This is a genomic window from Halohasta litchfieldiae (assembly GCF_002788215.1).
Taxonomy (GTDB): Archaea; Halobacteriota; Halobacteria; order Halobacteriales; family Haloferacaceae; genus Halohasta; species Halohasta litchfieldiae.
This window is the reverse complement of record NZ_CP024845.1, coordinates 960,282-981,546: the sequence shown is the minus strand read 5'-3', so window position 1 is coordinate 981,546 and position 21,265 is coordinate 960,282. Positions and strand designations below refer to the sequence as shown.

Annotated in this window: 18 protein-coding genes; 7 read left to right on the top strand and 11 right to left on the bottom strand. The window is 61.1% G+C overall.

Annotated elements, in window-relative coordinates:
- Positions 1-19: 19 nt before the first annotated feature.
- From HALTADL_RS04990 to HALTADL_RS17190, 3 genes are read left to right on the top strand one after another with little or no spacing between them, the layout of a single operon-like run.
- Positions 20-2,818, top strand: a complete 2,799-nt coding sequence (locus HALTADL_RS04990) for a PAS domain S-box protein (RefSeq protein WP_162551670.1) — start codon at positions 20-22, stop codon at positions 2,816-2,818.
- Positions 2,781-3,719, top strand: a complete 939-nt coding sequence (locus tag HALTADL_RS04985; protein WP_015911568.1) for a transposase — start codon at positions 2,781-2,783, stop codon at positions 3,717-3,719. The genes HALTADL_RS04990 and HALTADL_RS04985 overlap by 38 nt, the downstream gene beginning before the upstream one ends.
- Positions 3,720-3,729: 10 nt before the next feature.
- Positions 3,730-3,876 carry a sensor histidine kinase gene (locus tag HALTADL_RS17190; protein ID WP_162551669.1) on the top strand — a complete coding sequence of 49 codons (147 nt, stop codon included), beginning with the start codon at positions 3,730-3,732 and terminating at the stop codon, positions 3,874-3,876.
- Positions 3,877-3,898: 22 nt separating this feature from the next.
- Here HALTADL_RS17190 and HALTADL_RS04980 read toward each other — a convergent pair whose 3' ends face one another.
- Positions 3,899-4,537 carry an FAD-dependent oxidoreductase gene (locus HALTADL_RS04980; RefSeq protein WP_089673342.1) on the bottom strand — a complete coding sequence of 213 codons (639 nt, stop codon included), beginning with the start codon at positions 4,535-4,537 and terminating at the stop codon, positions 3,899-3,901.
- A 274-nt stretch (positions 4,538-4,811) separates the two neighbouring features.
- Here HALTADL_RS04980 and HALTADL_RS04975 point away from each other — a divergent pair, with 274 nt between their 5' ends.
- The gene (locus HALTADL_RS04975) at positions 4,812-6,572 is read left to right on the top strand and encodes a 2-oxoacid:acceptor oxidoreductase subunit alpha (protein WP_089673341.1); all 1,761 of its coding nucleotides are present in this window, start codon (positions 4,812-4,814) and stop codon (positions 6,570-6,572) included.
- Positions 6,569-7,432, top strand: coding sequence for a 2-oxoacid:ferredoxin oxidoreductase subunit beta (locus HALTADL_RS04970; RefSeq protein ID WP_089673340.1), 864 nt, complete (start codon positions 6,569-6,571; stop codon positions 7,430-7,432). Before HALTADL_RS04975 ends, HALTADL_RS04970 begins: the two co-directional genes overlap by 4 nt.
- A 21-nt stretch (positions 7,433-7,453) precedes the next feature.
- Here HALTADL_RS04970 and ppsA read toward each other — a convergent pair whose 3' ends face one another.
- The 6 genes from ppsA to HALTADL_RS04940 form a co-directional block, all read right to left on the bottom strand.
- A complete protein-coding gene (ppsA, locus tag HALTADL_RS04965; RefSeq protein ID WP_089673339.1) occupies positions 7,454-9,829 on the bottom strand; it encodes a phosphoenolpyruvate synthase in 2,376 nt (791 codons plus the stop codon).
- Positions 9,830-9,932: 103 nt separating this feature from the next.
- On the bottom strand, positions 9,933-10,412 hold the full coding sequence (locus HALTADL_RS04960; RefSeq protein WP_089673338.1) for a PTS fructose transporter subunit IIB: 480 nt from the start codon (positions 10,410-10,412) through the stop codon (positions 9,933-9,935).
- Positions 10,409-12,115: a phosphoenolpyruvate--protein phosphotransferase gene (ptsP, locus tag HALTADL_RS04955; RefSeq protein WP_089673337.1), complete on the bottom strand. Its 1,707-nt coding sequence runs from the start codon at positions 12,113-12,115 to the stop codon at positions 10,409-10,411. The genes HALTADL_RS04960 and ptsP overlap by 4 nt, the downstream gene beginning before the upstream one ends.
- On the bottom strand, positions 12,112-12,393 hold the full coding sequence (locus HALTADL_RS04950; protein ID WP_177171946.1) for an HPr family phosphocarrier protein: 282 nt from the start codon (positions 12,391-12,393) through the stop codon (positions 12,112-12,114). The genes ptsP and HALTADL_RS04950 overlap by 4 nt, the downstream gene beginning before the upstream one ends.
- The gene (locus tag HALTADL_RS04945; RefSeq protein ID WP_089673335.1) at positions 12,393-12,857 is read right to left on the bottom strand and encodes a PTS sugar transporter subunit IIA; all 465 of its coding nucleotides are present in this window, start codon (positions 12,855-12,857) and stop codon (positions 12,393-12,395) included. Before HALTADL_RS04945 ends, HALTADL_RS04950 begins: the two co-directional genes overlap by 1 nt.
- Positions 12,858-12,923: 66 nt before the next feature.
- Positions 12,924-14,075, bottom strand: coding sequence for a PTS fructose transporter subunit IIC (locus tag HALTADL_RS04940; protein WP_089673334.1), 1,152 nt, complete (start codon positions 14,073-14,075; stop codon positions 12,924-12,926).
- A 413-nt stretch (positions 14,076-14,488) separates the two neighbouring features.
- On the opposite strand from HALTADL_RS04940, the gene pfkB reads away from it, so the two are divergent.
- Positions 14,489-15,409 (top strand): 1-phosphofructokinase, encoded by a 921-nt coding sequence (gene pfkB, locus HALTADL_RS04935; protein ID WP_089673333.1) that lies wholly within the window; start codon positions 14,489-14,491, stop codon positions 15,407-15,409.
- 18 nt (positions 15,410-15,427) lie between these two features.
- On the opposite strand, the gene HALTADL_RS04930 is transcribed toward pfkB, so the two are convergent.
- The 3 genes from HALTADL_RS04930 to HALTADL_RS17185 form a co-directional block, all read right to left on the bottom strand.
- Positions 15,428-16,306, bottom strand: a complete 879-nt coding sequence (locus HALTADL_RS04930; protein WP_089673332.1) for a class 1 fructose-bisphosphatase — start codon at positions 16,304-16,306, stop codon at positions 15,428-15,430.
- A 201-nt stretch (positions 16,307-16,507) separates the two neighbouring features.
- Positions 16,508-17,041, bottom strand: a complete 534-nt coding sequence (locus HALTADL_RS04925; RefSeq protein ID WP_089673331.1) for a hypothetical protein — start codon at positions 17,039-17,041, stop codon at positions 16,508-16,510.
- Positions 17,042-17,087: 46 nt separating this feature from the next.
- The gene (locus HALTADL_RS17185) at positions 17,088-17,570 is read right to left on the bottom strand and encodes a DUF456 domain-containing protein (RefSeq protein WP_162551668.1); all 483 of its coding nucleotides are present in this window, start codon (positions 17,568-17,570) and stop codon (positions 17,088-17,090) included.
- Between the two features lie 82 nt (positions 17,571-17,652).
- Here HALTADL_RS17185 and HALTADL_RS04915 point away from each other — a divergent pair, with 82 nt between their 5' ends.
- The gene (locus HALTADL_RS04915; RefSeq protein WP_162551667.1) at positions 17,653-19,308 is read left to right on the top strand and encodes a phospholipase D-like domain-containing protein; all 1,656 of its coding nucleotides are present in this window, start codon (positions 17,653-17,655) and stop codon (positions 19,306-19,308) included.
- A 9-nt stretch (positions 19,309-19,317) separates the two neighbouring features.
- On the opposite strand, the gene HALTADL_RS04910 is transcribed toward HALTADL_RS04915, so the two are convergent.
- Positions 19,318-21,216: a DHH family phosphoesterase gene (locus HALTADL_RS04910; RefSeq protein ID WP_089673328.1), complete on the bottom strand. Its 1,899-nt coding sequence runs from the start codon at positions 21,214-21,216 to the stop codon at positions 19,318-19,320.
- Positions 21,217-21,265 lie beyond the last annotated feature (49 nt).

Here is a 21,265-nt window from a genome sequence, read left to right as displayed (position 1 = left end):
ACGTCCGACGAGAGTAACGATGATTGAGACACAGACTGACAGAGATCCGATACTCGTCTACGACCCGGCGAGCGACGCCGTTGGATCCTACCAGTCTGATTTCTATACATCGCTGTGGTCGACGTTCGATGTCGACCACACGGATACCGTCGAGACGCTCAGCGAGGAGTCGACCGACAGCCGGTATGCTGCGGTGGTCTACCGCTGGCGGACCAACGCCATCGAAGACGTCGAATCGGTGCTTGCGGCGCTTCCGGAGTCGTTTTCTATCCCGCTTATCGTCGCCGGTCCCGACAACCCGACAGCAGTTCGGAACGTGCTCGTGACCCAAGCAGACGGCTATGTGCCGGCCGGCGAGGAGAGCGCCGCGAAGCTCGAAGCCCGAATCGGCACCGAGGACCCGGTCTCGAAGACGGCAGGTGCGGAGACGGTCGACACCTCGGCGCTCCACGAGGCGATTGTCGAGCAGATGCAGGACGCCGCGTGGGTACTCGACTCACAGCTCCGGATCAGCTACGTCAACAACCGGCTCGTCGAACGACTCAACCTCACAGCCAGCGACCTCATCGGCCAACCCCTCCGAGATATTTTCAAGGGAAAGCTGCTCGACTGTTCGGAGTACGAGACTTTCGAGCAGGGGCTGACCGACCTTCTCGACGGCGAGCGCGCACAGTTCCGGAGTCAGCTGACGCTCGACCCAGACAACGTCGCCACCTACACGACCGATATTCTTACCCGCCCCTACAGGGACGACAGGGGTGAAATCGTCGGCATCGTCGGCATCGGTCGGGATGTCACCGAACAGTTGGCCGAACAGCGCCGGATGGAGCGCCAGAACGATCTGTTCCGGCAGGCCCAACAGCTGGCCGACATCGGCGGCTGGGCGTGGGATCTCACTGACGACACCGTCGAGTTCACCGACGAGGTGTATGCCATCTACGAGGTCCCCGAGGACTTCCATCCGACGATCACCAACATCCTCCAGTATCACCCCGACCCAACGGGCGAGGTCAGAGCGGCCTTCGAGCAGCTGCGTGAGGGCGAGCCAGTCGACCTCGAAGCCCGATTGCGGACAACTGACGGCACCAAAAAATGGGTCCGGATACACGGCTCGCCGAAGCGAACCAACGGCAAGGTCACAGAGATCATCGGCTCGGTACAGGATATCACCGAGCGTCGACGGCTCGAAACCCAGCTTCGAGAAAACGTCGACTCGCTGCGACGGCTCTATCAGCTGTCGGCCGACACCTCGCTGTCGTTTCCCGACCGGATCGAGCGCGTGCTTGCGCTGACTTGTGACCGGCTCGGCCTCAGCTACGGCTTTTTGACGACAGTCACCGACGACCTCCAGCAGATCGTCTACGCCCACGGCGACCACGAGCAGATCGAGCCGGGGTGGAGTTCGCCGCTGTCCGAAAGTTACTGCCGGAAAACGATCCAACAGGAGTCGCTATTCACGCTCGAAGACGCGACTACCGAGGGGTGGAGTGACGATCCGGCCTATCAGTCTCTCGGCCTCGACTGTTACCTCGGCGGCAAGATCAAGATCGACGGCAGGCTGTATGGGACGCTGTGGTTTGCCGATGACAACTGTCGGGAGCGGCCGTTCACTGACACCGAACTCGCCTTCGTCGAGGTGTTGACCAAGTGGGTGAGCTACCAGCTCGAACGCCGGTCGACCGAGTCGAAACTCCGTGAACTTCAGGAGACCACACAGGCGTTCCTCACTGCCGACGACGAGGAGGCCGTTATCGAACTCGCCATGGAGGCCGCCGCCGACATTCTCGAACTCCCACTGACCGCGTTGTGGCGGCACGACGGGGACGATGATGCACTCCTGCCGATGGCCCAAACCGATCAAGCTGTCCTTCATTTCGATAACCAGCCCCGCTTCGAGTCGGGTGACGGCCTCGTCTGGAAGGCGTATGCGATGAACTCGGTGGTGGTCGTCGACGACGTCCAGTCCGAACCGGATCGGTACAACGACGACACCGAGACCAAATCCGAGATCATCGTTCCGGTCCAATCCTACGGCGTGTTGGTGAGTGCGACGCTCGAACAGCGGTCGTTTTCGGATCTCGAAGTCGACCTGTTGCGAATTTTGGCTGCCAGCGTCAGCGCGGCGATGGTACGGGTCGAACGCGAGGCCGAACTCCAGCGGCAGAACGACCGGCTCTCGGAGTTTACCGGCTATGTCTCCCACGACCTGCGGAACCCACTGAGCGTGGCTCAGGGCTACGTCGACCAAATCAAGTCGACCGGCAACACCGACACGCTGGCGGCGGTCGAGCGCGCCCACGACCGGATGCAGACGCTGATCGAGGATATGCTCCTGCTCGCTCGCAAAGGCGAGATCATCGATATGGTCGGCCCGACCAACGTCGAGACGGTCGCCCAGTGGGCTTGGGAGTCGGTCGACTCACGGGACGCCGAGTTCGTCATTGAGGGCGAGTTGACCGTCGAGGCCGACGCCCCGCGGCTCCAGCAGGTCTTCGAGAACCTGTTCCGGAACTCGGTCGAACACGGCGGTCCCGACCTGACGATCACCGTCGAATGCCACGACGACCGGTTTATCATCGCCGACGATGGCCACGGCTTCGAGGATGAGGAACCACCACAGCTCGACAGCGAAACCCACGAGTCCGAATCCGGGCTTGGGCTGTCTATCGTCGAGGGTGTCATAGAAAGCGTCACACACGAAGACGCAGGATGTTGGAACTGTGTCTACGAGCGCCAGCATCCTGCAAGAGGAGACTTCTATCGACGAGTTCTTCAATGTAATGGCGACCGAGACGCTCGCGTTGTTCGAGCATCTTGAGTTCGACTTTCTCGAAGAATTCGATGTGTTCGCCCCCGCTCGCCGGGGGCGAACACGAGATCATCACCCACCAGCACTCTTCCGAGCGTTCCTGCACTGCTACTACAAGAACGTCTACGGCATCCGTCCAGTCACGCGAGAACTCCAGAACACGGTCGTCTGGCTCAGCTGTGGCTTCGATCGACCGCCGTCGAGAGACGCGGTCGATCGCTTCCTCACCGACCTCGAACACGTCGTCGACGAGGTCTTCGACCGCCTCGTCGAGCAGGCCGCCTGCCGCGGCCTGCTCGACTTGACCTACTCCATCGATTCCACCGACGTGAGGACGATGCCCGCCGACCAAGACGCGTCGAAAGGCTACGATCCAACCGCCGAAGAGTACTACCACGGCTACGGCTGTACGATCGTCTCGACCGGGCAAAAGATCCCGATTGCCGCGGAGTTCACCGAGAGCAAGCAAGCGCCAGAGGAGACGGCGATGCGCGTCACGTGTGACGCGCTCGCCGTCGAGAAACCGATCTGGATGCTTGGAGACAGCGCCTACGACACGCTCGGCTGGCACGACCACCTGCTGGCCGCAGGGGTCGTGCCAGTCGCTCCGTACAACGCACGAAACACCGACGATCCGAAAGACATCGAGTACAGGGTCGAAGCCCGCATCGACGAACACAGCGAGGACGTTCAGCTGAAGCAATCGACGCTAGACGAGACGTACAACCGCCGGAGTGGAGTCGAACGAACCAACGACGCCGTCAAGGACTGCGGCCTCGGGCACGTTCGCGCCCGAGGCCGCGTCCACGCACGAGCACAAGTGTTCCTCGCGCTGTGCCTTCGTCTCGTTATTGCGATCACCAACGACGAACGCGGAGACAATCCAGGAAGCACCGTCATCACGCTATGAGAACTATTCTATGACACCCTCTATCGTCGCCAAAATCGTCGAGGCCCACGGCTGGACGATTACCGCACGGAACGGTGACGACGGTGGCAGTCAGTTCGAAATCACTGGCGTCGAGCCAGCCGAGAAACCGACCGTCGACGCCGAAGACGAAGCGTAGCTGTGTTCTGTTCGCCGTCGCGTTAGCCGAAGTTCTCGACTTTCATACCGTCGGGGTCGACACCCGCGGCCTCGATGGCCTTGGTTGCCTCATCAAGGAATGTCGCAAAGCCGTAGACGAAGATCTGTTCGTCCTCCTGACCGGTGACCGCAGCGTCGACGGCCTCGGTGATATCGCCGTCAGTGATCGCGACGCTTGCGCCCGCCGCATCGAGTTCGGCGAGTCGGTCCTCGTGAGCCGGTGTGTCGTCTTTATAAACGACCGCCAGTTCGCCGCCGTCGTTGATGACGCGCTCGCCGATGCCGACTGCGGGACCGATGCCGGGACCACCCGCAAGGACGACCACGCGCGCCTCGCCCTCGTAGTAGTCCGAGCCGAACGGGCCGCTCATTGCGATTGTGTCGCCCGCCGAGAGATCGGCGAGATGGTTACTGAAGGGACCGCTCGCGTCGGGATCGATCTCGACTGTCACTTCGAAGTCCTCAACCATATCCGGCGAGGAAATCGTATAAAACCGGGCGTATCCGTCGCCGTCGATATCGGCGCTGAGTTTGACGAACTGGCCGGGTTGGGCCTCGAACCCCTCGGGTGTCTCGAAACTGATCGCAACCGTGTCGGGGCCTACTGTCTCGCTGTTGGTGACCGTAACCGTCGCGTCCATAGGCTGTGTTCTTGCCGTGGACTAATACGGTTTATTGTCGGCAGTCCTCACTCGACCGCCCACGGTGGCGGTCGAACGGGAGCCGTCTACAACAGACCCCAAAGGTCCTTCTCTCCACTTGATCCATGGTATGCGACTACATACAGCACACCTTTACAGATAAATTGAATATTCATCCATTATTGCCCGGAAACAATCACATAATGACCAGAAAAGACGGCAGGGTGCTTTTCAGAAGCCTTTTGATTTGCCGTTCAAAAGGGTAGTCCATAGCATGCCTGCGGACTTCAACTGGGCTGTCGGCGGCGAGGCCGGCGACGGCATTGACTCTACGGGAAAAATCTTCGCTCAGGCACTCTCGCGGGCCGGTCGACACGTGTTTACCTCGAAGGATTTTGCGTCGCGTATCCGCGGCGGGTACACGGCCTACAAGATCCGCACCTCTGTCGAGCAGGTCCAGAGTGTCGTCGACCGTCTGGACGTCCTCATCGCGTTGACGCCCCGGACCATCGAAGAGAATCTCTCGGAACTGCACGACGGATCAGTCATCATCTACGACGGCGAGCGGACGACGATGCAGAACGCCACCATCCCCGAGGAGATGGTCGGTCTCGACGTCCCACTCAAAGCACTGGCCGAGGAGGCCGGTGGCGCAATCATGCGCAACGTCGTCGCCCTCGGCGCGGCCTGCGCTGTCGCTGACTTCCCAATCGAAAACCTCGACAGCGCTCTCCAGAAACGGTTCGGCTCGAAGGGACAGAAGTTGGTCGACAACAACAAAGAGGCCGCCCGCGCGGGCCGGGACTACGTCCTCGAAAACTTCGACCACGAGTTCAACTACGAACTGGAGACGACCGACGAGGATTATGTCCTGATTAACGGCGACGAGGCCATCGGAATGGGTGCCATCGCGGCTGGCTGCCGGTTTTACGCGGGCTATCCGATTACCCCGGCAACCAACGTTATGGAGTACCTAACGGGGCGAATCGAGAACTACGGCGGCCACGTCGTCCAGGCCGAGGACGAGCTGTCGGCGATCAACATGGCCCTCGGCGCGGCACGAACTGGCGCGCGGTCGATGACCGCCACCTCCGGCCCCGGAATTGACCTCATGACCGAAACCTTCGGTCTCGTGGCGACCACCGAAACGCCACTGGTTATCTGTAACGTGATGCGTTCCGGTCCGTCGACGGGGATGCCCACGAAGCAAGAACAGGGCGACATCAACCAGATGCTGTACGGTGGCCACGGCGAGATTCCGCGGTTCGTCCTCACGCCGACGACCATCGACGAGTGTTTCTGGAAAACGGTCGAGGCGTTCAATCTGGCCGAAAAGTACCAGCTCCCGGTCTACCTCGCGGGCGACCTTGCCCTCGCGGTGACCGAACAGACGTTCCCACCCGAGGCGTTCGATATGGACGCCGTCGAGATCGACCGCGGCAAGGTCGTCGACGAGGAAACACTCGACGAGTGGCAAAACGAGAAAGGGCAGTTCCAGCCCCACGCCATCACCGAGGACGGCGTCAGTCCGCGGACGTTCCCCGGAACGACTGACGGGGCTCACATGACCACGGGCCTCGAACACGACGAACTCGGTCGACGAACCGAAGAGGGAGAGATGCGGATCGAGCAGGTCGACAAACGCAATCGAAAAGTCGAGACCGCCCAGGCCGAAGAGGACTGGAGTCCACGCGAGTTCGGCGACCCCGAAAGCGACAACCTCGTCATCTCGTGGGGCTCGAACGAGGGCGCGATGGTCGAAGCGATTGATCTGCTGGCTGAAGAAGACATCAGCGTCCACTTCATCTCGGTGCCATACATCTTCCCACGACCGGATCTCAGCGACGAGATCAACAGTGCGGATGACGTGCTGGTGGTCGAGTGTAACAACACCGGTCAGTTCGCGGATATTCTGGAACACGACGCGCTTGCTCGTGTCCAGCGCGTCAACAAGTACAACGGTGTCAGATACAAAGCCGACGAGCTAGCCGACGAAATCAAGGCTGCGCTCGGCCAAGAGGAGGTAACCCAATGAGCTCAGACGTTCGATTCACGGATTTCAAATCCGACAAACAACCGACTTGGTGTCCCGGCTGCGGTGACTTCGGGACGATGAACGGCATGATGAAAGCACTCGCCAACACCGGCAACGACCCCGATAACACCTTCGTGGTCGCCGGGATCGGCTGTTCCGGAAAGATCGGCACCTACATGCACAGCTACGCGCTCCACGGTGTCCACGGCCGCGCGCTGCCTGTCGGCACGGGTGTCAAACTCGCCAACCCGAACCTCGAAGTGATGGTTGCGGGTGGCGACGGTGACGGCTACTCTATCGGTGTGGGCCACTTCATCCACGCCGTCCGGCGCAACGTCGACATGACTTACATCGTGATGGACAACCGGATCTACGGCCTCACGAAGGGGCAGGCCTCGCCAACGTCGCGCGAGGACTTCGAGACCTCTACCACGCCCGACGGCCCGAAACAGCCACCCGTGAATCCGCTTGCGCTGGCGCTGTCTGCGGGAGCCACGTTCATTGCCCAGTCCTTTTCCTCGGATGCGATGCGGCACGCCGAGATCGTCCAGGAGGCAATCGAACACGACGGGTTCGGCTTCGTCAACGTCTTCAGTCCGTGTGTGACGTTCAACGACGTCGACACCTACGACTACTTCCGCGATTCGCTCGTGGATGTCGCAGACACTGACCACGACCGCAGCGACTACGACGCCGCCAAGGAGATCATTATGGATATGGACAAGGAGTATCAGGGTGTGCTCTACCAGAACGAGGCCGCGGACTCCTACGAGCAGTCCCACGGCGTCACCGAAAACACCGCCGAGATTCCCGACGGTGCACCGGAGGGCGCGATGGATCTCGTCCGCGAGTTCTACTGATCGTCGACTGCTAAGTTATTTTTAACGGACTGAGTCCAGCAGCAGTTTCTGTTCCATCCGTTTGACTTCGTGTTGGACATCCCGCACCGCGTCGATATTCGCGCTGATCGAACTCACGCCCTGTTCGACGAGGAAGTCGACCATCGGGGGTTTCGAGGCGGCTTGGCCGCAGATACTCGTGTCGACGCCGAGTTCGCGGCAGGTCTCGATGGTCGACTCGATCAGCTTCAGCACGCCAGGGTGGAGTTCGTCAAACCGGTCGACGACGTGCTGGTTGTTGCGGTCGACCGCCAGCGTGTATTGGGTGAGGTCGTTGGTGCCGAAGGAGACGAAATCGATGCCAGCGGCGGCGATTTCCTCGATCAACAGCGCGCTGGCGGGCGTTTCGACCATCACGCCCCACCGGACCTTCTCGGGGTCGATGCCGACGTCTTCCATCAGCAGTTTCGCCCGCTCGACGTCTTCGGCGTCGTTGACCAGCGGCAACATGAGTTCGACGTTGTCGTAACCCACATCGAACAGCCGTTTAAAGGCGGCCAGCTCACACCGGAACGGGTCGGGTTTGTCGAGGCTGCGACGAATCCCCCGGTAGCCCAACATCGGATTGTGTTCGTGTGGTTCGTCGGTGCCGCCCTTGAGTTCACGGAACTCGTCAGTTGGGGCATCGAGCGTCCGTGCGCGGACTGGCCGGGGGTAGAACTCCTCGGCGACCGTCCGAATCCCGTCGACGAGTTCGCTGATGTAGGCATCCTCGCCGTGATCTTCGATATACTGCTCGGGCGTCTTGCCAAGCGAGATCACCATGTGTTCGATTCGCAGGAGTCCCACCCCATCAGCCCCGGTTGCTTCGGCGCGCTCGGCGGCCTCGGGAATCGAGAGGTTGACTTTGACTTCCGTGGCGGTCATCGGTTTGACCGGCGTCTGAGGGCGGACTGATTCGACCGGGTCGGGCTGGATCGCTGACTCGTCGTCTTCCTCAGCAGGACCACCCTCACGGACGACGCCCATATCGCCGTCGACGGTGACCAGTTGGCCGTCTGTTAACACCTGTGTCGCATCGCGGGTGCCGACGACTGCGGGGACACCCATCTCGCGAGAGACAATCGAGGCATGAGAGGTCATCCCGCCCTCGTCGGTGATGATTGCCGCCGCGCGCTTCATCGCGGGCACCATATCCGGCATCGTCATCTTGCTAACGATGATGTCGCCGTCGGTCACCTGGTCGAGGTGGTCGAGTTTTTTGATAATTCTAACTTCACCCGATCCTTTACCGGGGCTTGCGCTCACGCCACGAACGAGGACCTCGTCGGCTTCCTCGGTCGACTCCTCCAGTGCGGCCGCCTGCTGTTCGTCGCTGGAGAGGCCGCCGTCGACGGTTGGCGCGTCGGCCGTCTCCGAGACGCCCTCCCGTTCCGGGCCGGTGTCGATAGTCGTGATCGGCCGGGACTGGAGCATGAATACTTCCCCATCAACGATGGCCCACTCCACATCTTGGGGCTCGCCGTAATGATCTTCGACAAGCCTGCCGAGTTCGATCAGTTGTTCGATCTCTTCGTCGGTGACTACACGAGCCGTTCGCCGCTCGGCGTCGACCGGCTGGAGGGCGGTTTCGCCCGTCTCGGGGTCTTTGATCATCTGCTGTTTCTTGTCGGCGATGGTCGACTCGACGATTTCGGCCGTGTCGGGATCGATGACGTAGTGGTCCGGTGAGACGGCCCCCGAAACGACGGCTTCGCCGAGTCCCCACGCGGATTCGATGATCATCTGTCGGTCGCCCGTCGAGGGATGGCAGGTGAACATCACGCCGGATTTCTCGGCGTCGACCATCTGCTGGACGACGACCGCAATGTCGACCGACGCGTGATCGAACCCGTTGTTGTTTCGGTAATGAACCGCCCGCTCGGAAAACAGCGAGGCCCAACACGCTTTGACGCGTTCAACGAGGTCCTCCTCGGTGACGTTGAGGAACGTTTCGTGCTGGCCGGCAAACGAGGCATCGGGCAGATCCTCGGCGGTCGCCGACGAGCGAACGGCGACGAACGGCTCGCTGCCCTGCCCATTGGTCTCGCTGTCGGACTGCTCACCCAGTTCCCTGTAGGCGGTGAGAATGTCCTCACGAACCGTCTCCGGGAGCGGGGTGTCCCGAATCAGGTCGCGGGCTTCGGCAGCGGCGGCCGCAAGCCCCGCCGAATCGTCGGCGTCGACCGCTAGGATCTCCTCGAACAGCTTCGTCTCGATCCCGGCGGTTTCGAGGAACGTGCGGTACGTCTCGGCGGTCACGACGAATCCCGGCGGTACGGGCAGCCCCGCATCGGTCAACTCGCCCAGCGAGGCTCCCTTCCCGCCGACTGTCTCCAGATCGGTCGACCGCGTGTTTTCGAGCCATTGTGTCGTCATTGTCTGTACCTGTATGGTTTCAGCGTTCGACGCAAGAATCTATTTTCAATAATCATGAAGATAATCTGTGTACTCCGTTGAACGATCACTGTTCATCGACTGCTCAGGAGAACAGCCGCCTGAGACGGGCGATCACCCCGGTGTCGTTGTCGGACGCCGAGTCGGGTTCTGTCGCCGAGTCGGGTTCGGCGGGGTGGTCCGTTTCCTCCGTCTCTGCTGCGGTCGACTCGGTGGAAGCCTCATCCGCCGCGTCCGTTGGGTCGGCGGCTGTGGCACCGTCCTGAACGCGCTCGACGGCCTCATCGATGAGGCCGCCGGCGTCGTTGACGCCGTCTTTGACCGTTCCCTTGACGACGATATGGTTCCCGAAGCGATCCTGTGAGACGCCGGTGTCGGCGGCAATGATCACGGCGTCAGCAGCCGCAAGAGTATCGTCCGAGATCTCGTTTTCAGTTCCCATCGCGCCGTGGATTTCGACGTGGATGTCGTGGCCTCGCTCTTCGGCCGTATTTTGGAGGTTTTCAGCAGCCATCTGGCTGTGGGCGATTCCGGTTGGACAGGCGGTGATTGCAACGAATTTCATTGGTCTATGGTGTCTGTGACGTGCTGTTTCGTCGCTGCCGTGAGCGCCTGATCGGCCACGGCAGCAGCGTCTGTGCTGTCGATTTCGGTTATGTTGGCTTTGACCGCCGGGACGGTGACCGCACTCATCGAGAGTTCGTCGAGTCCGAGGCCGACCAGCAGTTCCGTCGACGCCGGATCACCGGCCATCTCGCCGCACATGCCGATCCACGCGCCATGCTCGTGGGCGGCTTCGACGCTCCGCCGAATCGCCCGCAACACGGCTGGCTGTTGTGGATTATGCAGGTGGGCAACGGCGTCGTTCTCGCGGTCGGCAGCCATCACGTACTGTGCGAGGTCGTTGGTGCCAATCGAGAGGAAGTCGACGCGCTCGGCGAACTCCTCGGCCATCATGACGGCCGCGGGCGTCTCGACCATCACGCCGAGTTCGGGAACCGCATACTCGGTGCCTTCATCAGCGAGGTCCTCGGCAACGCGGTCGACCTCGTCGAGTGCTGCAGTGAGTTCGTCGACGGTCGCAACCAACGGGAACATGACTGATAGCGTCCCGTCGGTTGCTCCTGCAGCACGCAGCAGCGCCCGGAGTTGGCTCTCGAAGAGATGGGCGTCGTCGCCGAGCGAGCGACGAATCCCACGATCACCCAAGAAGGGGTTTTCCTCTTCGGGAAGCTCAAGGTAGGGAATCGGTTTGTCGCCGCCGATGTCGAGGGTGCGGACGACGACCCGGCCCTCGGGGAAGGCTTCGAGGGCGTCGACGTAGGTTTCGAACTGCTCGTCCTCGTCGGGCGGCGACTCGCGGTCGAGAAAGAGAAACTCGGTCCGGAACAGCCCGACGCCGTCGGCTCCCTGCCCGATTGCGCCGTCGATTTCGGCCGTCGTCCCGATGTTTGCAGCGACCTCGATCTCTTTGCCATCCCTCGTTTCGACGCGTTCCTCGCGGACAGTCACGTCGCGGCCAGCAGTGACGCGTTCGCGGACCTCTTCATCGGGGTCGACGACGACCGATTCGTTCTCGGCGTCGACAGCGACCGCCGTGCCCTCGGGGATGTTCAACAGATCATCGCCAGCACCGACAATCGCGGGGATGCCCAACGAACGGGCGAAGATGGCGACGTGTGAGGTTCGACCTCCGGTAACGGTGGCAAACCCGGCTACTGCCTCGGGATCGAGCTGTGCGGTGTCGCTCGGCGTGAGTCGCTCCGCAAGCAGGATCGTCCCCTCGGGGAGGGCTGTCAGATCGATTCGCTCGCCGCCCGACAGCAATCGGAGCAGTCGGTCCCGAATATCTCGTAGGTCGTCGGCGCGTTCGGCCATGAGACCGTCCATCCCTTCGAACTGTTCGATAGCGTCGCCGTACGCCCGGTCGACGGCCAACTCCGCGGCCTCGCCCGCGTCGATTTCGTCGCCAATCCCCTCGATGAGTTGGGGGTCTTCGAGGAACTTGAGGTGGGCATCGAAGACGGCGGCCTCCTCGTCACCGACTCGCTCCGCGGTACGTTCCCGCTCGCGTTCGAGTTCGTCACGAGCCAGTTGGCGGGCATCGTCAAACCGCTGCTGTTCCTCCTCGGGAGAGCCAGCCGAGGCGTCTTCGGGACTCGGATGTCCTTCGGGCCGGTACCAACGGACGGTTCCAAGTCCAGACAGCGGCGTGACGCTGACACCCGAGACCGACTCCGGCGTCGACTGTGTCTCGTCGACAGTCATTGCTCCTCACCGTTGTCGCCGTGTTCTGGAGTGGTTAGTATTTCTTCAAGATCGTCGATAGCAGCCTCCTCGTCGGGGCCGTCGGCCGTGATGTCGACCTCGTCGCCGGGACCGACACCCAGCCCAGTTACTGCGAGCATGCTGGCAGCGTCGACGCCATCGCTGCCGGCTGGGCCGACAGTGACCTTGCTCTCGTAGCTGTTTGCGGCTTCGACGACTTGCGAGGCGGGCCGGGCATGGAGACCGTCTTCGGGGACGACAGTGATCGTTCGTTCGATCATTGTTCGACTGCCTCCAGAATGATCGATTCGACGCGTTCGGGCGACTCGGCCTTCTGCAGGGCGGTTCGTGTCTCCTCGTGCATCAGCGACCGCGAGAGCGAACTGAGCATCTGGAGATGTTCCTCGCCACCCGCCGCGGGGACCAACAACATGAAGATCAGCGTTGCTGGCTCGTCGTCCATCGCGTCGAAATCGATTCCCTCCGACGAGCGCGTGAATGCAATCGTGGGGGCCTCGACTGCACTGCTCTTGGCGTGGGGGATGCCGATTCCCATGCCGACGCCGGTGGTCGCCTCTTTCTCGCGTGCGTGGAGATCTGTAAGCGCCTGCTCGCGGTCGTTGACGCGGCCTGCGTCGACTGCAAGGTCGAGTAGCTGTTCGATAGCTTCGGGTTTGGTTTCCGGTTCGTGGTCGAGATCGATCAGGTCGGTCGTGAGTGGTTTGTGGTCGTGGTGTGCCATTGGGGGATATCTGGTGTGAAATGGGGAGTATGTGGTGGCCGGTGTACTCCCGTGGTTAGCGTCGAGTTAGGCGGTCTGACTCGACGATGTGGTTGTTGTTGCTTCGGTTTCGGTGTGGTCCGGTTTGAGCAGCGTGACCAGAACGGCGGTGACGGCTGTTCCGAGTGCAATCGCCCCGAGGAAGCCGAGGATGCTATTCGAGAGGATGACAACGAAGATGCCACCGTGGGGGGCTGGCATCGTCACACCGAGTGCCATTGCGGTGGCTCCGGCGGTCGCACTGCCGACGACGATGCTCGGAATCACACGCAGGGGATCGGATGCCGCAAACGGAATCGCGCCCTCAGTGATAAAGGACAGTCCCATCGGCACGGCGGCGACGGCGCTCTCTCGCATCTGGTCGGGGTACTTGTGTGGCGCGATGAAATACGACAGGGCAAGTCCGAGCGGCGGTGTCATCCCGGCGATCATCACCGCCGCCATCGGGCCGTAGATCCCGTCAGCGACGAGCACAGTTCCGAACACGTAGGCGACTTTGTTGACTGGCCCACCCATGTCGAAGGCCATCATCGCACCGAGGATGAGGCCAAGGAGGGCCGCGTTTGCGCCCTGCATTCCTTCGAGTGTCGCCGTTAGCGCGCTGTCGACCAGCGCGATGGGGACCCCGAGGGCGAAAACGACCACCGGGATGAGCAGTGCAGTCGTGATGATCGGAATCACGAGAATTGGCATCATCGGCTTGACGACGGTGGGGACACTCCATCCTTTCATCCACCGAGCGACGTAGCCAGCCAGCAACCCGGCGACAATCGCACCGAGGAAGCCAGCGACAGCTCCTTCCGCGTTGACGCCGACGAAACTGCCCGCTGCGTCGATAATCTGGGGCTGTTGGATCGTATACGAGAGGATGAACCCCGGTGCGAGACCGGGCTTGTCCGCAATCGAGTAGGCGATGAACGCGCCCAAGATCGGGATCATGATCGTCAGTCCGAGGCTCCCGATCTCCGCGAAATACCACGCCAGCGAGCCGGTGGTCTCGAAGACAGTTTCGGTATCTCCGGGGGTAAACGGCAACTCGGCAACCATGAACCCCAGTGCGAGGAAGATCCCACCAATCGTGACAAACGGGATCATATACGAGACCCCTGTCATGAGGTCTTCCTTTACTGATGTGAGATCTGACCTGAGTCGGGTTTTTGCTTGTTCTTTTGTTGCCATTGTAATCCACCATGAACTACCGTGACAGATAGGATAGGGTCTTCGAGTTTGATTATTTCTGTATCCTTTAGAGAAATTTATATTTTGTCAATCACGATAATAGAAAAATAACACATCGTGTATATTTAATGATGATAAATATGTCGGAGAAGGGCCCATAATTTGACAGCCGACGCCACATATCGGTGCGCTACTGAATTCATGCCTCTTATTTTGCATTATTAATACTTTCAAAATGATTGTCTTTGTTCAATTAGTGTATTTTTTGTGTCTTAGATTAAATTTCGAATAGATACAAACGATATTTTTCAGTACCACTATTTGGGAGCCACGAGAACAGTCTCTACTGAGTCGCCCATGGTCCCTGAAGCACGGCAACGAGGGATCGTCGAGGTCGTTACGAGGTCTGACCAATGATACTCACCGTTACACTCAACCCAGCCGTCGACCACACGATCCAAGTCGAATCGCTGCCAGCCCCCGATACTGTCGCCCGAACCGACACCGCGCAGTTCGATGCCGGCGGGAAAGGCATCAACGTCTCCCAGAACCTCTCGGCCCTCGGCGCTGAGACGCTGGCGACCGGTCTCGTCGGCGACTTCCTTGGCGACTACATCACACGGGCGCTGCGAGCTGAGGGCCTTGATTTCGAGTTCGTCGACATCGATGGGCAAACACGACTCAACACGACGATTCTCGACTCCGAAAACGAGGTAGAGTATAAAATTAACCACACCGGACCGACGGTCGACGCCGGAGCGATTGCTGCTGTTATCGAGATCCTCATCGAACACGACCCCTCGATGGTGCTGGTGGCGGGGAGCCTCCCGCCGGGACTCGACTCCCACGCAATCGACCGCATTGCCGAGGCTGGACCGTGGGAGACCGTCGCCGACGTTGGCGGCGAGCGTCTCGCCCAACTCGACGCCGACTACGCGCTCTGTAAACCGAACCGGCCCGAACTCGAAGCCGCCACGGGGCAGAGTATCGACTCACTCGATGACTGTATCGCGGCCGCCCACCAGCTCCGGTCGACCGGCTTCGACCGCGTCGTGACCTCTCTCGGTAGCGAGGGCGCGCTGCTGGTTGGCGCGGACGAAACGCTTCACGCTGAGGCGCTCGCAGTCGATGTCGTCGACACCGTCGGTGCGGGTGATGCGATGGTCTCGGGTGTCCTGCTCGAACTCGCCCGTGGCAACGACGCCCGTAGAGCCCTCCAGCGTGGGGTCGCTGTCGCCTCCCGGATGGTGACTGTTCCGGGCACCAAACTCCCAGCGGTCGACGATCTCGACGATCTCACGGCGCAGGTCGAGATCACTACCTATGAGCAGTAACAACGAATCCAGCCGCGTTCACGCGTCGGCTGCGAGTCGATCTTCGAGTTCGTCGATGAGCGACTCGGTGCCGAAGTAGGTCGGCACGCGCTGGTGGCGTCCCTCGGGTTCGAGATCGAGGATTCGCTGGCTGCCGGTCGACCCAGCGCCGCCGGCACACTCGACGGCGTAGGCAATCGGGTTCGATTCGTACTGGAGTCGGAGCACCCCATCGGGCTTGGTCGACCGTGCCGGGTAGCCAAGCAGGCCACCGTACGAAAGCAGCATCCTGACGTCGGCAATCATCGCCCCGGTGTACCGGAGTTTGTATCGTTCGCTCAGTGCCTCCTTGTAGGATCGCAGTGCGGGCGTCCACTCGGTCGGCTGTCCCGAAAAGCTCCAGATGCCATCCTCCGCAGGCATCGTGAGTTGTTCTGCCTCGATGATCTCGCCGTCCTGAATGATGTACTCGACGAGTTCGTCGTTGGCCGCAACCCCAACCGTCGTCAGTGGCCCGAACACCACGAAAACGCTCGCAATTAGATCACGTCCGACAGCGGGCAACGGGGCGTCGTAGACGCCGATGATCGTCCCGACGGTGGTGTTCGTTTGGATGTTCGAGGAGCCATCGAGCGGGTCGGTCGCAATCGAGAGCCCCGAGCCGATCTGTTCGATCTCTTCGCGTTCTTCGCTGAGGAACTCTCCGAAGCCGTCGAGGTCGACCATCGCATCGAAGAGGAGCTCGTCGATCTTGTCGTCAGCGACTTTCTGGGTATCGCCACTGGGATTTGTTTTCCCACTGGTCCCGCGCTCTCTCGCCAGTATGGTCTTGATCTCCGGGAGTTGCTCGATAACCGTCTCGACGAGGTGGGTGATTTCGCTCCGCGTTTCCGGCCCTTGAGTAGCCGATAGTTCCATACGTGTGTGTCGGTTAGGGCTCACAAACAGCTGCTGAATAGCTTTGTTTCTGACTGCTGGCCCTGTGTGAATAGCTGACCTGTGCAGGCGTATACCCACATGTCGACGACTGTCTGTATCGCTACCTACTGATCAGCGATCAGCACCGACACCGAGTTCGCTACAGATCGTCGACCAGCATCCACTTGGTCGAGCACGATCTCACAGGGTAACTGACCAGTCGAGTTCGATGTCGTCGTTCCGTCGGAGCTCCAACACTACCGTCGACGCATTCGTTGGGATCGTAAAGACGAACCAGCCAGCGAGTTCCTCGTCGGGGCCGATTTCGTCGCCTGGCGGAAATAGGGGTCCCGAAACCGGGTCGGTCAGCGGCGATTCGATACCGTCGATGAGTTCGGCATACTTCACCTGCAGCGGATCGTGTTGGGAATCACCGACCATCAGCGAGAAATCGTCGGCCGACGGCATCGCTATCGCCGACTCAGTCGTGTTCGTTGCGACGAGATGCAGCAGGACGAACTGAATCCTGTCGCTCTGACCAGTGATCGGACTCTCCTCGCCAAACCAGACTCGCCCGCCTTGTTGTGTCTCGACCTGATCGAGCGTCAGATCAATACTATCGTCGGTACTGTAGGTCTGGCCGACTTCGTCGTTCGAGAAATCACCACCCGTAATCGCCGAACAGCCCGATAGCATCGTCATACCTACCAGTCCGGCATACAGTCGTCGTTTCATACTGGTTTCGACAGGTGACTCCGATATATTCTTTTGGGATAGTGAGTCAGAAGACGACCACGAACAGCACGAAGGCACCGAGCATCGACAGCGTCACTAACACCTGCACGACTGATGAGGCGAGCACGCCGACAGTGGTGTACAGCGCGCGCTTCGTGGCGATATCCATCTCGCTACCGTTTCTCAGTTCGAGCAGGAAGACGGTGCCGACGACGCCGACGATGATCCCAATCGGTCCCAACACGAGTAGCATCACCAGTCCACCAATCGTCGACGCGATCATCGTTTCGGTCGAGGCGCCGCTGGCGCGGGCCGCAATCGGCCCGGCGAAATGATCAAAGAGTACCGCCGCGATCCCCGCCAGCGTCAGGCTCACCACCACGAACACCCCGACTGGCTCGCTGCCGAACAAGACGTATGTCCAGACTCCCGCGAGCGAGACCAGCCCCGAGGGTACCAGTGGCAGGACACTGCCGACGACCCCGACAATGAGGAGCACCACGGCGACGACGAGCACCAACTCAACCATACTGGTTTCACGTTGTACCGACCAATAAGTGCCATGTCCATCCGCCCGGACGTTTTTATAGGAATATGGGACCACCCTCTCCGTGGTCCCTCGCATCTCCGTCGACTCACGGTTCCGACAGGCCCTTGTCATCGGCTGCTGGCTCGCCATCGTCGGTGTTGCCATCATGAGCGGCACGGCTGTCGCCCACAGCACTGGAAACCACCAGTCGACACACACCGCAACTGAGGCCGCCGATGGCCGAATCGTCGAACTGTATCCCAACCCAACGACCCCACAGAACCACGGCGAATTCGTAACAGTCGACATCGACAAAGCGGGCAACTGGACGCTCTCCGACGGCGAGGGAACTGCCCGTCTCCCCGACGGAATCGGCGAGTTCGCGATCACTCGCCACCCGGACAAGACGGCCACTCACACGAACGCGACGGTCGTCGAGACCTCGGCCAATCTCCAACTCGCGGTCGGTGGCGAACGCCTCGAACTGCGGCGGGATGGCCAACTTGTCGACCGCGTCAGCTACGAGGATGCCCCCGAGAGCCAGCGCTGGCACCGCGACCACGAGTCACACTGGTTGCCGAATGGGTTCCAACCGCGGGAGCCAGCGACCATCAACTCGACGCCGGTCGAGGCGTTCGTCCTCCCCGACAGCCCCGACGCGCCGCTTGCAGCCATCGAGGGAGCCGACCAGCGACTGTATCTTGCGGCGTATACGCTCACGTCCCAGCGCGTAGTCGACGAACTGATCGCCGCCCATGAGCGTGGGACGACCGTGCGAGTACTCGTCGAGGGCGGGCCAGTGGGTGGGATGTCGACCCAGCAGGCCGACCGGCTGAACAGGCTCACCGAGGCAGGTGTCGACGTGCAAGTGATGACCGGCGAGCAGGCCCGATTTCGCTATCATCATCCCAAATACGCGGTGGTCGACGACCGCGCGGTCGTCCTCACCGAAAACTGGAAACCCTCGGGCACCGGCGGCCGCGAAAACCGCGGCTGGGGGGTGACCGTCGACTCACCGAAAACGGCCGACGAACTGGCGGCGGTATTTACCCACGATGCGACGTGGAACGACACCGTCTCGTGGAGCAAGTTCCGGTCGACGGCCGAGACTACAGAAGTGGAGGCCGCAACCGGCTCCTACTCACAAAACCAGCCGCCGATGACTGCCACTGCCGATGCAGTCACCGTTCTTACTGCGCCGGACAACGCCGACGAGGAGCTTATACAGCTTATAAACAGCACCGACGACCGACTGTTGATCGTCCAGCCGTCGATTGGCGACCGCGAGTTTCGACTGCTTCGGGCCGCGCTTCGGGCGGCCGACCGCGGCGTCGACGTCCGGATTCTGTTGGGGAGTCGCTGGTACAACGAAGAGGAAAACAAGGCATTGGCGTCGACGCTCCGCGAGCGAACCGGGCAGTCCGAGACGTTAACCGTACGACTGGCGGCGGGCAACGGCCGGTTCGGCAAGATTCACGCCAAAGGCATCGTTGCTGATGATACGGCTGTTGTCGGGAGCATCAACTGGAACGAAAACTCGGTCGACAACAACCGTGAGGTGGCTCTTGCTATCGAAGATGCCGAGGTTGCCGACTACTACGCCGCGGTGTTCGACGGCGACTGGTCCGGCGGCGGAGCTGACGACCTCCCTGTCGGCATCCTCGTCGTCGCTATCGGTGTCGCTGGTGGGGTTGTGTTGGTGTTGAACCGTCGACTCACCTTCGCCGAAAAGAGATAACGTCAGCGACTATTCGAGGGGCGCGGCCGTCGACAGCGACTCGTCGAGGTCGGCTTCGGCCATCTTCTCTACGAGAAGGTCGATGACGGACTCACGTCGACCCTTGACGAACTTGATCGAGCCGACAACGAGGTGACCGCCGCCGGAGACACCGGCACCGGGGAGCTCCTCGTTGAGTTCGGTGACCATCCGCGGAATGTCGAGTCGGACTCCATCGCTCCGGAGGACGGCGAAATCCGGCCCGTAGCCGATGGTGATGACGGGTTCGCCGGTCTCAGTGACCTTGCGGTCGTGGAGATTGCCGGTGGTCTTGCCCGGCGCAGGGTAGGTGAATCGGTGGGCGAAGTTGTCGAGGTCGACGCGGTAGAGATGCGCATCCGAATCAAGTCGCTCGTGTTCGACGTGGGGTTCGACCGCGTCGAGTTGGCGGTCGATATCCCGCTCGGCGCGCTCCGAGAGGAACTCGATGAGTTGCTCGTGGCGCGCTGGGTCGTCACAGCCGACGTCCAAGACATCAGTCACGAGGGTTTTGCCCTCGCTGTAGCGGAGCCAGTGGGCGGCGTAGTCGAGTGCTTCACCAATGTCTTCGAGGTGCGAGCGGTCGTAGCCGGCCTCGTTTGCGAGGTCGACGTAGTCGGCCATCACATCGGCTTTCGAGCGATCCGAAAGCCCCGCAACCGCCGGCACGTGTTCGAGATCCTCGCTGATCGAGGGATCGATCAGGCGAGCGAGTTCGACACACATCATCCCGGTGGTGATGCGGTAGTCCTCACCGTACAGATACGGGTTGACGTGGGCATCGAGGAGCGGCTCGACGGCCTCGGGATCCGGATGGTGGTGGTCGATCACTGCGATTGGGATATCGTAGTGAGCGAGGTTCTGATAGGCAGGCACGTCCTCCTCAGTCGACCCGTTGTCGAGCATGAGGAGGAATGGAAGCTTCTGGCCGTGTCGCTCCTGTCCTTCGAGGGCGAAGTTCAGGTCACGAGTGACGTCCTCCATCTCGTAGTAGGGGGCCTTGCTCGGCAGTCGTTTGAACAGGTGGCGTGGGGCCTCCGGGTCGCCGTGAACGTCGGCGATCAGGTTTTCGAGTGCCAACTGGACCGGTGCGGCCGCACACATGCCGTCACCGTCGGCGTGGTGGCGGACGCGCAGTGGTCGACCCTCAAGGACGGTCTCCCGAAGCAGTTGGGCGACGTCCTTGAGTTCCTCGAAAATAGGCTCGAAAGCGGGCCACTCGATCAGCGGCTCGATGTCGGCGGCGGCCGACCGCTCGTCGAGTTCCGACTGCAAGGACGCTTGGGCGTCGACTTCGGTCTCGCCATCGAGGACTGCAAGCGAGTCGACTTCGATCTGCTGGACGTCTTGGTGGGTTTCGACACTGCCGCTGACCCGAACCATGTCGTCGATTTCGGCCTCCGGGTAGGCCCGGACGCCGGCGGCCTCGAAGGCGGCGGCGCTGACGATGCCGGTGCCGTCGTTGATGTGGAAGATCGTCGGCCCGCCGGTCTGTTTGATCTGGACGACAGAGCCTTCGATGGTCGACTCGCTGCCGGTCTGGAGGTCACCGATTGGCGTAATGTCGGGTTCGTGGTCGACGACCTCGGTTCGGTAGTTGTCGATGTCAGGGACGTCAAAGGCGACGTCACCGTTTTCTTTGAGCTCTTCGAGTTCGACGACGAGGCGGTCGCCGACGCTGTAGTCGTGGTCGAGATTCGATTCGTGAACGAGGCCGGAGACGGAGTCGGAGATGTCAACGAAAACGCCGTAGGCAACAACACCGTTGACGACGGCGTGATAGTTCGCACCCTGCTCGATGTCTGCAAGTGTGCAGTCAGGCGCGAGGTCGAAGACAACGGGACGCGAATCATCCCGCTCGCCGGACTCCCCGGCGGTATCGTCTGTCATACAGACCCGTATGCGTGACCCACGTGTTAAGCTTATTATCTCGTGCCGC

Coding starts and splice junctions, on each gene's coding strand:
- HALTADL_RS04990 (WP_162551670.1), top strand. CDS start 20: ATGATTGAGACACAGACTGACAGAGATCCGATACTCGTCTACGACCCG.
- HALTADL_RS04985 (WP_015911568.1), top strand. CDS start 2,781: ATGGCGACCGAGACGCTCGCGTTGTTCGAGCATCTTGAGTTCGACTTT.
- HALTADL_RS17190 (WP_162551669.1), top strand. CDS start 3,730: ATGACACCCTCTATCGTCGCCAAAATCGTCGAGGCCCACGGCTGGACG.
- HALTADL_RS04980 (WP_089673342.1), bottom strand. CDS start 4,537: ATGGACGCGACGGTTACGGTCACCAACAGCGAGACAGTAGGCCCCGAC.
- HALTADL_RS04975 (WP_089673341.1), top strand. CDS start 4,812: ATGCCTGCGGACTTCAACTGGGCTGTCGGCGGCGAGGCCGGCGACGGC.
- HALTADL_RS04970 (WP_089673340.1), top strand. CDS start 6,569: ATGAGCTCAGACGTTCGATTCACGGATTTCAAATCCGACAAACAACCG.
- ppsA (WP_089673339.1), bottom strand. CDS start 9,829: ATGACGACACAATGGCTCGAAAACACGCGGTCGACCGATCTGGAGACA.
- HALTADL_RS04960 (WP_089673338.1), bottom strand. CDS start 10,412: ATGAAATTCGTTGCAATCACCGCCTGTCCAACCGGAATCGCCCACAGC.
- ptsP (WP_089673337.1), bottom strand. CDS start 12,115: ATGACTGTCGACGAGACACAGTCGACGCCGGAGTCGGTCTCGGGTGTC.
- HALTADL_RS04945 (WP_089673335.1), bottom strand. CDS start 12,857: ATGGCACACCACGACCACAAACCACTCACGACCGACCTGATCGATCTC.
- HALTADL_RS04940 (WP_089673334.1), bottom strand. CDS start 14,075: ATGGCAACAAAAGAACAAGCAAAAACCCGACTCAGGTCAGATCTCACA.
- pfkB (WP_089673333.1), top strand. CDS start 14,489: ATGATACTCACCGTTACACTCAACCCAGCCGTCGACCACACGATCCAA.
- HALTADL_RS04930 (WP_089673332.1), bottom strand. CDS start 16,306: ATGGAACTATCGGCTACTCAAGGGCCGGAAACGCGGAGCGAAATCACC.
- HALTADL_RS04925 (WP_089673331.1), bottom strand. CDS start 17,041: ATGAAACGACGACTGTATGCCGGACTGGTAGGTATGACGATGCTATCG.
- HALTADL_RS17185 (WP_162551668.1), bottom strand. CDS start 17,570: ATGGTTGAGTTGGTGCTCGTCGTCGCCGTGGTGCTCCTCATTGTCGGG.
- HALTADL_RS04910 (WP_089673328.1), bottom strand. CDS start 21,216: ATGACAGACGATACCGCCGGGGAGTCCGGCGAGCGGGATGATTCGCGT.